This is a genomic window from Listeria fleischmannii subsp. fleischmannii LU2006-1 (assembly GCF_000344175.1).
Taxonomy (GTDB): domain Bacteria; phylum Bacillota; class Bacilli; order Lactobacillales; family Listeriaceae; genus Listeria; species Listeria fleischmannii.
The window spans coordinates 1-11,005 of sequence record NZ_ALWW01000068.1 but is presented as its reverse complement, the minus strand read 5'-3'; the positions used below and the strand labels follow the sequence as shown (position 1 = coordinate 11,005).

The 11,005-nt window shown below is 37.4% G+C and carries 12 protein-coding genes; 8 read left to right on the top strand and 4 right to left on the bottom strand.

All coding sequences use genetic code 11. From position 1 onward, the window contains the following. Positions 1-55 precede the first annotated feature (55 nt). A complete protein-coding gene (locus LFLEISCH_RS13870; RefSeq protein ID WP_007477811.1) occupies positions 56-967 on the bottom strand; it encodes a TIGR01777 family oxidoreductase in 912 nt (303 codons plus the stop codon). A 91-nt stretch (positions 968-1,058) separates the two neighbouring features. Between LFLEISCH_RS13870 and recX the strand changes: the two genes are divergently transcribed. Genes recX through LFLEISCH_RS13855 form a run of 3 tightly spaced genes read left to right on the top strand, consistent with a single transcriptional unit; the run spans position 1,059 to position 2,569 of the window. Beyond that, complete coding sequence (gene recX, locus LFLEISCH_RS13865; protein ID WP_007477810.1) at positions 1,059-1,874, top strand: recombination regulator RecX; 816 nt, start codon at positions 1,059-1,061, stop codon at positions 1,872-1,874. Further along, positions 1,871-2,095: a YfhJ family protein gene (locus tag LFLEISCH_RS13860; protein ID WP_007477808.1), complete on the top strand. Its 225-nt coding sequence runs from the start codon at positions 1,871-1,873 to the stop codon at positions 2,093-2,095. Before recX ends, LFLEISCH_RS13860 begins: the two co-directional genes overlap by 4 nt. Positions 2,096-2,107: 12 nt before the next feature. Then, positions 2,108-2,569 carry a dCTP deaminase/dUTPase family protein gene (locus LFLEISCH_RS13855; RefSeq protein WP_007477806.1) on the top strand — a complete coding sequence of 154 codons (462 nt, stop codon included), beginning with the start codon at positions 2,108-2,110 and terminating at the stop codon, positions 2,567-2,569. 50 nt (positions 2,570-2,619) lie between these two features. Here LFLEISCH_RS13855 and LFLEISCH_RS13850 read toward each other — a convergent pair whose 3' ends face one another. Beyond that, positions 2,620-3,600, bottom strand: a complete 981-nt coding sequence (locus LFLEISCH_RS13850) for a metal-dependent hydrolase (protein ID WP_007477804.1) — start codon at positions 3,598-3,600, stop codon at positions 2,620-2,622. A gap of 246 nt (positions 3,601-3,846) precedes the next feature. Here LFLEISCH_RS13850 and mutY point away from each other — a divergent pair, with 246 nt between their 5' ends. The 3 genes from mutY to ntdP all read left to right on the top strand — a co-directional run bounded on the left by mutY (position 3,847) and on the right by ntdP (position 6,392). Then, on the top strand, positions 3,847-4,941 hold the full coding sequence (gene mutY / locus LFLEISCH_RS13845) for an A/G-specific adenine glycosylase (RefSeq protein WP_007477802.1): 1,095 nt from the start codon (positions 3,847-3,849) through the stop codon (positions 4,939-4,941). Then, positions 4,934-5,680, top strand: coding sequence for an enoyl-[acyl-carrier-protein] reductase FabL (gene fabL / locus LFLEISCH_RS13840; protein ID WP_007477800.1), 747 nt, complete (start codon positions 4,934-4,936; stop codon positions 5,678-5,680). The genes mutY and fabL overlap by 8 nt, the downstream gene beginning before the upstream one ends. Before the next feature lie 184 nt (positions 5,681-5,864). After that, positions 5,865-6,392, top strand: coding sequence for a nucleoside tri-diphosphate phosphatase (gene ntdP, locus LFLEISCH_RS13835; protein ID WP_007477799.1), 528 nt, complete (start codon positions 5,865-5,867; stop codon positions 6,390-6,392). Between the two features lie 32 nt (positions 6,393-6,424). Here the strand turns inward: ntdP and LFLEISCH_RS13830 are convergent, their stop codons facing one another. Both LFLEISCH_RS13830 and LFLEISCH_RS13825 read right to left on the bottom strand, forming a co-directional pair. After that, positions 6,425-7,504, bottom strand: coding sequence for an aromatic acid exporter family protein (locus tag LFLEISCH_RS13830; protein ID WP_007477797.1), 1,080 nt, complete (start codon positions 7,502-7,504; stop codon positions 6,425-6,427). Between the two features lie 77 nt (positions 7,505-7,581). Further along, positions 7,582-8,880, bottom strand: coding sequence for a glutamate-1-semialdehyde 2,1-aminomutase (locus LFLEISCH_RS13825; RefSeq protein ID WP_007477795.1), 1,299 nt, complete (start codon positions 8,878-8,880; stop codon positions 7,582-7,584). Between the two features lie 148 nt (positions 8,881-9,028). Here LFLEISCH_RS13825 and LFLEISCH_RS13820 point away from each other — a divergent pair, with 148 nt between their 5' ends. Together LFLEISCH_RS13820 and perR are read left to right on the top strand one after the other, a co-directional pair. Next, positions 9,029-9,973: an NAD(P)-dependent oxidoreductase gene (locus tag LFLEISCH_RS13820; protein WP_007477793.1), complete on the top strand. Its 945-nt coding sequence runs from the start codon at positions 9,029-9,031 to the stop codon at positions 9,971-9,973. Positions 9,974-10,043: 70 nt separating this feature from the next. Beyond that, positions 10,044-10,490, top strand: coding sequence for a peroxide-responsive transcriptional repressor PerR (perR, locus tag LFLEISCH_RS13815; RefSeq protein WP_007477791.1), 447 nt, complete (start codon positions 10,044-10,046; stop codon positions 10,488-10,490). The last annotated feature ends 515 nt before the right edge of the window (positions 10,491-11,005 follow it).

Sequence of the window (11,005 nt, the reverse complement as noted above, 5' to 3'; positions counted from 1 at the left end):
CTCTCTAAGCAGTGTGATGATAAGAGTGCATAGCAAAAGACTATGCACTCTTATTTTACTCAGCCATCAAATCAGCTAAAGCTTCATTATCGATGGTGTTAAATTGAAATTCAAAATGGTTAGCAAGCAATTTGTCAGGATACACACGCTGGCTATCTAGAATCATAGCCGATTTATCACCTAAGACAAGTTTAATGGCTTTTTTAGGAATTCGCGTCTTATAAGGACGATGCAATCTTTTACCTAACACCTCAGCAAACTTCTTTTCTTGAACAGGGTGGGGGGCAACAAAATTGATGGGGCCACTCAAATTGTCCGTTTGAATAATAAAGCGGATAGCAGAGACAACATCCTCGATATGCACCCAAGAATACCATTGTTTACCGTTTCCAAAGCGGCCACCAAAGAAATTTTGAAAGACTTTTTCAAAAATCGGAAAGGCGCCGCCATCTGTTCCTAATATAAGTCCAAAGCGCGCAAAGGCAACCCGAATATCATATTTTTCAGCTTCATAAGCTGTTTTTTCCCATTCATATACAGTACGTGCTAAAAATGTCCTACTAATAGGATTTTCCCCAATATCTGAATAAAGCGCTGATTTAGAGGAAGGATATACACCTGTTGCACTTGCATTTATCCAAACTTTTGGTTTAGTTTTCATTTTTCGAACAATTGATAAAAGCGCCGCGGTTGATTCAACTCGACTTGAGACAATCGCTCGTTTTTTTTCATCCGTATAGCGTCCATCTGACAAACTTACACCAGCTAAATTAATAACCGCATCAAAGGTTTCGTTTTTTAAATCAGGAAGTTCATTGTCACCCCGTAGCCAAGGAATAAAATGGATGTTGGCGTAATCTTTTTGTTCGCTGCGTGTCAAAATAAACACATCGTCCATTGTTTTTTCGAAATCATGCGTTAAATGGCGGCCGACAAAGCCAGTTCCGCCAGCAATTAAAATTTTCATAATCGGTTCACCTCGTTTTGTATCTATTCCCTTTTTTTACAAATAGAAACGCGACTTTCATTGTGATACAATGTAGTAGGAGGTTTTTTTGATGAAAATAACAGCTATCACAGCCCAGCAAAAAAACAAAGAACGTTACAACATTTTTGTAGATGAAAATTATTTGTTTAGTGTAGACGAAGCCGTCTTAGTTAAATTTCAATTGAAAAAAAATAAATCGTTAACCAATGAGGAAATTGATGAAATTGTTGAGGCGGATGAAATTCGAAAAGGCTTAAACCGGGCCATTCAATTTTTAGCGCGTCGCGTGCGCTCAGAAAAGGAAGTGCGAGACTATTTAAAAAAACAAGAAATCTCTGAGGTGCATATTTCAACCGTGATTCAAAAATTGGCAGACATGAACTATTTAGATGACGCCGAATTTGCTAAGCTTTATATAAAAACGCAAATGAAGACGACTACTAAAGGAAAAGGTAAAATTGAACGCGAACTTGTTGAAAAAGGGATAACACGCGAATTAATCACCGATACAGTATCCCTTTATAGTGAAGATTTACAATTTGAAAATGCCACAAAGGAAGCTCGGAAAATTGCACGTCGCGGAAAAAAAACGTCACGTAAAATTTTAACTCAAAAAATTGTGACCGATTTACTTCAAAAAGGTTATTCTATTGAGCTTGCTAAAAAAGCCGCGGAAGTTGCCACAATGGATTTAAATGAAGATAGTGATGAGCAAATTTTAGGTGAACAACTTGAAAAATTAATGCGTAAAAACAAGCGCCTTGATTCTAAAAAAGCTAAACAAAAAACAATTCAATCCCTTATGCAAAAAGGCTTTCAATATGATACAATACAATCTTATCTAGCAGAACATGAAATTGTATTTGAAGAGGTGGAACAAGATTGAATGAATATATCGAAGAGCTTGTCGAGCTACTGCTCTCAAAAAATCCCAATTTAACCGAAGAAAAAGCACTTTGGTGGATTGAAATGTTATGGTCTGATTTTGAGAGTTCCTATGCCAAGGCAGGTTACCCTTATCGCGGCAAAGAATATGCCTATGATTATGTTAAACAACAAATTGAACGCCACGGAAAAATGCTACACCACGTGAGTTCAAAAAAATAAAGGAGTATATCAATGAAAATAAGAGGTTTTGAAATTGTAAAGGATGCAAGTCGAGTGTTTCCAAATCAAATCATTACGCTACCTGTCCGGTCTGATAAAGGCTCAGCTGGGTATGATTTTTTTTCCAATGAAGAAGTGACGCTACACCCAGGGAGCCAGCACATTTTCTGGACAGATGTCAAGACGTATATGCAAGAAGATGAGGTGCTAAGTGTTTTTGTTCGCTCTTCGATTGGCATTAAACGAGGGCTTAATTTATCGAATAATACGGGGATTATTGATGCCTCTTACTATAGCAACCCTTCTAATGATGGGAATATTGGGATTGCGATGCGAAACATTAGTGATACAAGCGTTAAAATCGAGTGCGGCGAGCGGATTGCACAAGGAATTTTCACAAAATATCTTGTTGCGGATGTTGATGATGTTACGAATGAACAGCGCGCAGGTGGCGTTGGAAGTACTGGTAAATAAAAAAGCCCCAGCTGCGAATAAACAGCTGGGGTTTACTTATGAGGTTAAAGTTAAATTGCTACTGGGGTGAGTTTCTTCTGAAGTTTTTCATCAGAGAAAATCCAACCTGTATACGATGATAAAATATTCATATCATCATCCAAGCGAACAACGGCAACAAACGGGTAATGTCCATTGCTGCGGTATCTCAAATCCGTGAACGTAACATAAGTGGCATCAAGCTTTTCTTCAATTCTCCAGTTATACACTTTTGAAAAGGAAACAAAAGCAGCCAAATTTTTATCGAGTTTCGCAGAACGAATGATTTCATTATTTGGAATGGGCAGGCGATCAAACTTCTCATAAATTGAGATATTTCGTTTAAACGCACGACCTACATAATAATGGTCTTTCGTTGTAACAGCGACACGCCACTGGAAGAAGTGAATCGTCGAAGCGACGATAATTTCTTCTGCGTCAGGAATTAAATTTCTAACCGCGTGTTTAATCATTCGCTGTGTCACTGCGCGGGCGGCATAATATAACGCGAGTAAACCGTAAAGCGTAAAGAATGTTGGGCCGGCAGGTGCACCAAGTAGCCAAATGATAATAGCCACCACATGTGATGAAAAGATAAACCAGTCAAATGTGTTGATAAAACCAAATGCTACCCACGTATCCTTGAATGGCCGAATCGCTTGGGTTCCGTATGCGTTAAATATGTCCACAAAAATGTGTAACCCGACTGCTATAAAGCTCCAGAGTAACAAGTGTAAAAAGGTTGCTGCTGGAAAAATAAAGTAAAGTACAGTTGAAATTAGTAGCGGCCAAATAGCAAGCATCGGAAGGGAGTGTGTAATCCCCCGGTGGTTACGAATATAGTCCGCATTGTTTTTAAGTTTTAATACAGTGTCAATATCAGGAATTTGAGAACCAATAATTGTTGCTGCCATGATACCCATCGTAGCATGAGTACTACTTGCAACTACAGGGTCGATTGTAGCGAGTGCCCCAAGTGCAATCCCCATAACAACATGTGTGCCTGTGTCCAAATGCTTTCCTCCTCCAAGAAGTTAGAAAGAGTCTCTTGGGAAACCAAGCGGCATCTTCCTGTGACTAAAGTGTGGGTGAGTAATTACTACTCTGTTTGTTAAGTTTTCTAAGCAGAGAGCTGTTCAAAAAAACACAGCTTCTGTATAATAGAAAAAGCTTAACTATTAATCTATTCCCATGTTTTAATTATACTACACATCAAAAGCTATAGACATTAGAATTTTATGAGAAATTTAGGTGAAAGAATGAATAATACATATTTTGATACAGAAAAAAAAGAAGCATTTAGACAAGCATTAATCGCCTGGTATCTAGAGAACAAACGGACACTTCCTTGGCGAGAAAATAGCGATCCTTACCGGATTTGGGTTTCAGAAATAATGTTACAACAAACGCGAGTGGATACTGTAATTCCTTACTTTGAGCGATTTATGACGCGTTTTGAAACGATGAGAGACTTCGCTTATGCGGATGAAAATGCGATTTTAAAAATATGGGAAGGTCTTGGATATTATTCTCGTGTCCGCAATTTGCAAACCGCAATGCGCCAAGTGATTGAAGAACATGACGGCATCGTGCCAAACACTAAAAAGGCTATTTTAGGCTTAAAAGGTGTGGGGCCTTATACAGCAGGCGCGATTTTAAGTATTGCCTATCAAAAGGCTGAGCCAGCGATTGACGGGAATGTGATGCGTGTGATATCGCGTGTGTGCGAAATTGATTCGGACATTATGAAACCAAGTACGCGGAAAATATTTGAAACGGTTCTTTATGATTTAATTGACCCAATTGATCCAGCTTCCTTTAATCAAGGTTTGATGGAAATCGGCGCTTTAGTTTGTACACCTAAAAAGCCAATGTGTTTATTATGTCCCCTTCAATCGTTTTGTTTAGCGCATCAAAACGGTAGGGAATTAGATTATCCCGTTAAAATAAAAAAAGTGAAGACGAAAAAAATTCAATTGTTATCCATTATTGTACAGGATAAAAAGCGTATTTTAGTTGAGCAGCGGCAAGAGAATGGCTTACTCGCTAATTTGTGGCAGTTTCCAACTGTGGAAGTCGGTGCAAACGATAATCGTGAAATGATAAAACTTGCTTTTTTAAAAAAATACGGGTTTGAAGTGGAATTAAAGGACGCCCTACCTCACGTGAAGCATATTTTTTCACATCTTGTGTGGGAAGTGGACGTTATGACGGCAAAGATTACAGACTTTATCCCGCAAGAAAAAGTGAAATTTGTATCGCTTGAGGAGATGTCTGAACTTGCATTTCCTGTACCATATCAAAAAATGTGGCAAAGTTTTATAGAAGAAAAGGGGAATTTAGATAATGAATAAAGTAGCGTTAGTAACTGGAAGTAGTCGAGGGCTTGGACGTGTGATTGCGATAAAGCTCGCAGAAGAAGGGTATGATATTGCCATTAATTTTGCGCGTAATCGAAAGAAAGCAGAGGAAGTCAAGGCAGAAATCGAAAAACTAGGTAGAAAGTGCGAACTATTTCGAGCGAATATTGGTGATGTGGATAAAACGCAAAAGATGTTCTCGGAAATTAAAGCTATTTTTGGACGTCTTGATTTATTTATTAGCAATGCGGCTAGTGGCGTTTTAAAACCACTTATGGAACTTAGCGAGACACATTGGGATTGGACGATGAATATTAATGCGAAAGCCTTTCTTTTTGCTAGTCAAGAAGCTGCAAAAATGATGCAGGAGAATGGCGGTGGGAAAATTATTGGTTTAAGTTCCATTGGATCAATTCGTTATTTAGACAATTATACAACAGTAGGCGTTTCAAAAGCGGCAGTTGAATCGCTTACCCGTTATTTGGCTGTTGAGCTGGCACCGCTTGGGATTGCTGTGAATACTGTTTCGGGCGGATTGATTGAAACCGATGCGCTCGATCATTTTCCTAATAAAGAAGAATTAATTGATGATGCGATTCGTAAAACGCCGGCTGGACGCATGGTAGAACTTCAAGATTTAGCTAACGCGGTACTGTTTTTAGCGAGTAGCAAAGCAGATATGATTCGCGGTCAGACGATTGTAGTAGATGGCGGTCGAACGTTACTAGTTTAATGAAGAAACAAATTAGTTTAGGTAATTTAAAATGATAAATGCCTAACTAATTTGTTTCTTTTTTGCAAAAAGTAAGGTTTTTAAGTGTTTTTACGTAGTATATTGTTTTTTTGAGCTGTTTGGTTATGTTATAATGATTTGTGAATAACAGCTTCTAGTACATGGAGAAAGTAGGAAAGTGTGTATGTACTTGCCAAAAGAGAAGGAAATCATTCAAATCAAGAGTTACAAACATAACGGTAAACTTCATCGTACTTGGAAAAAAACAGTTGTTTTAAAAGCAACGGAAAATGTTATTATCGGGGGAAATGATCATACACTTGTCGTAGAATCTGATGGTCGAAAATGGGTGACAAGAGAGCCTTCTATCTGCTATTTTCATAGTGATTATTGGTTTAATGTGATTTCAATGATACGAGAAGATGGCTTGTATCATTATTGCAATCTAGGCACACCTTTTGCGGTTGATGAGGAAGCGGTAAAGTATATTGATTATGACTTAGATATTAAAGTTTTTCCTGATGGACGTTTCCACTTACTTGATGAGGGCGAATATGAACAACATCGCCGCCAAATGAAATATCCGGATGCCATTGACCGAATTTTACGCAATAATGTAGATATTTTAAGTCATTGGATTTTGGATAAAAAAGGGCCTTTTTCAAAGGACTATATTGATATTTGGTACGAGAAGTACAAAGAATACCGTTAAAAAGAGGTCTAGCAACTGCTAGACCTCTTTTTTTATTCATCTGTGACACTAATATCAATTTTATTCTCGTCTGTATGTCGAATTTTAAAACTATGAATTAATTTCTCCAAGTAATCGAGTGTTTCTTGATAAGCGAACACGCAAGCGATAATACGCATCAAATGATACTCATCTGGATTGTTTTCCGGATCATCCGATTTCATCTCATTTAAAAACAAATCCATTAATTCTTTTGGATCCTGCGCTAAATGATCTTCAATATATTCGGCATCAATAGCAACTCGGTCAATATAAGTTAAGAGAAGTTGTTCATGTTTATCAGCTAAATAATCAATTTGCTGCCTCATAACTTCCTGTTTCGTCGGCTCAAGCTGCAAATAATCATTTTCATAACGATTTTGAATTTTTAATAGTTCATACGCTTTTTGTGAACAAAGAATCATTTGCCGATAAATCGCGATTTTCCGTGCTTTAGAAACGGAATTCCGTTTTAAAAAAGTACGCTCTTCCTTGTAAAGCTCGTATTGATTTCGAATTTGAGTAAGCTGTTTTTGCATCCAACTCATATCTTTTTTTAATAAAGGAAAGTCAGCAGCATGTCGTAAATTCAAGCGAATCCACTTAATAATTTCATTGTTTGTATTATAAATTTGTTGGAATAAAGCAACTTCATATTTAGGTGGAATAAAAATGAGGTTTACAATAAATGCAGCCACGAGTCCAAGCATGATGGTCCCAAAACGAATTAAAGCAATCTCTAAGAAATCGTTTCCCGGAGAATCCATTACAATAACTAGTGTAACGAGCGCTAAACCTACAGTGTTTTCAAGCTTAAATTGAAGAAGTAAAGCCACACAAAGAACAGAAGCTACACCAATTAAAATGAAATCATTTCCGATATATAAACCAAAAACAATCGCAATAATAGCGCCTATCACATTCCCCTGTGCTCGTTCTAGAATGGTACGATAGGATCGATAAATTGATGGTTGAATCGCAAAGATAGCAGAAATTCCTGCAAGCGATGGGGATGGTGAATGGAAAAGTTCAGCAATAAAAAGGGCTAAACTGATCGCGATACCCGTTTTTAAAATTCTAGCTCCGAATTTCATGGTAGGTAGTTCCTTTCTAATAAGCGGTTTTAGTCATACCTTATTATAACCCTATTTTTCAGTTTTCTAACATAAAATTATTTTTCAGAAGCCATCATAGCAAAAACGCGATTAGTAGCAGCGATAGTTTCATCTATATCCGCTTCGGTATGTGCCGTTGTAATAAACCAAGCTTCATATTTTGAAGCTGCTAATAAAATACCTTCCTCGCGCATCAATTTAAAGAAACGACTAAATTGTTCACCATTACTTTGTTTTGCATCCGCATAATTTTTCACCGTTTTATCTGTGAAGAAAACAGTTAGAGCGCCGACAATTTGATTAATCGTAATCGTAATCCCGTGCTTTTCTGCAGCAAGCAAAATACCATCTTTTAACTTAGTTCCATATTTTTCAAAACGATTATAAAGTCCTTCTTCTTGTAACACTTCAAGGCAAGCAATGCCAGAAAGAATAGAGGCCGGATTTCCAGCATGTGTTCCCGCTTGATAGGCAGGGCCAAGTGGAGCAACTGTTTCCATAATATCTAAACGTCCCCCGTAGGCCCCAATCGGTAGTCCGCCTCCAATAATCTTACCAAGGGCTGTTAAATCAGGTTTTACCTGTAATAAATCTTGTGCCCCACCATACATAAAACGAAAAGCTGTAATTACTTCATCATAAATCACAAGCGCACCAACAGCGTGAGTCAGTTCATTCACTTTTTCCAAAAATCCAGCTTCTGGTCCAACAATACCAAAGTTTCCCACAATCGGCTCCACAAGAACAGCCGCCACTTGCTCTCCCCAAACGTCAAGAGCCTCTTTAAAAGCATCTATGTTATTAAACGGAACGGTAATGACTTCTTTCGCTGTCGCTTCTGTCACACCAGCTGAATCAGGCGTTCCGAGCGTTGATGGCCCAGAGCCCGCTTCGACTAAAACAAGATCAAAATGACCATGGTAAGACCCGCCAAACTTAATAATTTTATCGCGTCCAGTATAAGCGCGAGCTAGACGGACTGTAGTCATAACTGCTTCCGTACCAGAATTTGTAAAACGTACTTTTTCCATAGATGGAATGGCGCTTTTTAGCATTTTAGCAAACGTAATTTCATGTGTTGTTGGTGTTCCATACAAAACACCAGTTTCAGCTGCCTTTGTGATGGCTTTTGTGATATGAGGGTGGGCATGCCCTGTTATAATTGGTCCAAAAGCCGCTAAATAATCAATATATTTATTCCCATCTACATCATAGAAATAAGCACCTTCTGCTCGCTCCATTGTAATCGGTACACCACCGCCAACGCCTTTATACGAACGGCTCGGGCTATTTACACCACCAACAATATGTTTTTTTGCTTCATTATGTATGGCAATTGATTTCGAATGATCCATCTTGACATCTCCTTTAAATTTCGCGGAAACCCGCTTATGTAGTCCATTTTATGCGAAAAAAAACAAAGTATCAACAGGCGAGAACAACTTTATTGCCGTTTTTTGGAAAAAAGCATAAACTATAGAAGTAGAGAGGGAGGCGAATCAGTTGAAAATTTTATTTACGCTTAAAATTTCAAAAGAATGGCAAATGAAACAACAAGAAGCTTATCCAAACGATTTATTTTTTTATGAAAAAGAAATAACAAATTTTAAACAACTAAATGAAATGGACTGCATCGTCACATTTGGCGGCGATATTACACCAGATATCATCAACCGGGCTACTCAGTTAAAATGGATTATGGTATTTTCAGCTGGTGTTGACGGACTACCTAGAAAAGAAATACTAGACCGGAACATTCTTATCTCAAATGTTCGCGGGATTCACGCTATTCCGATGGCTGAATTTATTATGAGTTATTTACTTCATGACGTAAAACAACTCCAACACTTTTACGAAGCTCAAAAAAATAAAGAATGGGAATTTTCCCATCCAGTTGTCGAACTAGGCAATAAAAAAATAATTGTAGCAGGCGCTGGGGCAATTGGATCACAAATCGGGAAATTCGCTAAAGTTTTCGGCATGCAAACGACGGGCTTAAACACAACAGGGCACCCCGTAGAAGGTTTTGACCAAACTTTCGCCATGAGCGACTTAGCCGAAATTATCACAGACGCGGACTATTTCGTTTCCGTACTGCCTAAAACCAAAGCCACTACAGGAATTTATGATATGAACTTCTTCCAAAGTTTGCCAAAAAATGCCGTATTTATCAATATCGGACGAGGTAACGCAGTCGAAAAAGCCGTTTTAGAACGAGTTATAGCAGAAAAAACAATCAGACACCTCTATCTAGATGTCTACCCAGACGAACCGTTGGCTACAGAAAGCCCGATTTGGGAAGCGACAAATGTCACCATGACCCCCCACGTTTCCGGACACACTGATCAGTATATTAGAAGAAGCATGGAAATTTGGCTTGATAGCTTGTCTAAATTTAAAAATGAGCAACCTGTTCAAAATGAAATCAACTTAAATAGAGGCTATTAAATCGTTGTATTGACAGTTCATAGACATTTCCGTTAAAATAAAAGAAAGTCATTATTAAAGGAAGGAGTGCATGACGGTGTCTAACACTCATTTAAAAGAGTCAATAGATATTTTAAAGCAATCAGGAGTTCGTATCACTCCTCAACGTCATGCTATACTTGAATTCTTAATTAATTCACATACTCATCCAACAGCTGATGAGATTTATAAAGCTCTTGAAGGCAATTTCCCGAATATGAGTGTTGCTACAGTTTATAACAACTTACGCGTATTTAGAGATGCGGGATTAATTAAGGAATTATCATATGGCGACGCTTCAAGCCGATTTGATTTTTCCACATCCAATCATTATCATGCAATTTGCGATGAATGCGGAAAGATTGTTGATTTTCACTATCCTGGCCTAGATGAAGTAGAACATTTCGCTTCTCATGTCACAGGTTATGAAATCAACAAACATCGCTTAGAAGTTTATGGATTATGTCCTGAATGTAAGTCTAAAAAAAAGAATCAATAAAACCATCTATCTTCTATTAGATGGTTTTTTTTATGCATAAAAGGGTCAATTTTTATACGTAATAAGCTTTTCAAGGCTCAAAATATACTCTTCAATAGTAAAAAAAATATTTTCTCGCATTTTTATGCATAAACTTGTTGACATCTTCTTTTAAAATTGATATATTAGTTTTCGGCGCTACTAATCAATTAAATTTTGAAATAAATGCAATAAAATTAATTCAAATATTTGTTGACAGGTAAGCGTTTAGATGATATGATTTAAAAGTCGCCAAAAGCTAATAGCTTTTATAAAAGCGACAAAATGTGACCTTTGAAAACTGAACAGAACGAAGATGAAAAAGCGATGAAACAGATGTTTCACCAATCAATTCATAGGACAGGAAACAAAAAGATGTTTCCAAAAAAACTAGTAAGAAGCTAGCAAAGTCAATTTGTGATGCTAAGGAAACTTATTCACAGTGTTGAATAAGTATTCAAATTCGATTTACATTTTAAAGATGAGTTTGATCCTGG

Bases quoted from the DNA above. Each gene is read 5' to 3' on its own strand.
- LFLEISCH_RS13870 (WP_007477811.1), bottom strand. From the start codon at position 967: ATGAAAATTTTAATTGCTGGCGGAACTGGCTTTGTCGGCCGCCATTTA.
- recX (WP_007477810.1), top strand. From the start codon at position 1,059: ATGAAAATAACAGCTATCACAGCCCAGCAAAAAAACAAAGAACGTTAC.
- LFLEISCH_RS13855 (WP_007477806.1), top strand. From the start codon at position 2,108: ATGAAAATAAGAGGTTTTGAAATTGTAAAGGATGCAAGTCGAGTGTTT.
- mutY (WP_007477802.1), top strand. From the start codon at position 3,847: ATGAATAATACATATTTTGATACAGAAAAAAAAGAAGCATTTAGACAA.
- fabL (WP_007477800.1), top strand. From the start codon at position 4,934: ATGAATAAAGTAGCGTTAGTAACTGGAAGTAGTCGAGGGCTTGGACGT.
- ntdP (WP_007477799.1), top strand. From the start codon at position 5,865: ATGTACTTGCCAAAAGAGAAGGAAATCATTCAAATCAAGAGTTACAAA.
- LFLEISCH_RS13830 (WP_007477797.1), bottom strand. From the start codon at position 7,504: ATGAAATTCGGAGCTAGAATTTTAAAAACGGGTATCGCGATCAGTTTA.
- LFLEISCH_RS13825 (WP_007477795.1), bottom strand. From the start codon at position 8,880: ATGGATCATTCGAAATCAATTGCCATACATAATGAAGCAAAAAAACAT.
- perR (WP_007477791.1), top strand. From the start codon at position 10,044: ATGACGGTGTCTAACACTCATTTAAAAGAGTCAATAGATATTTTAAAG.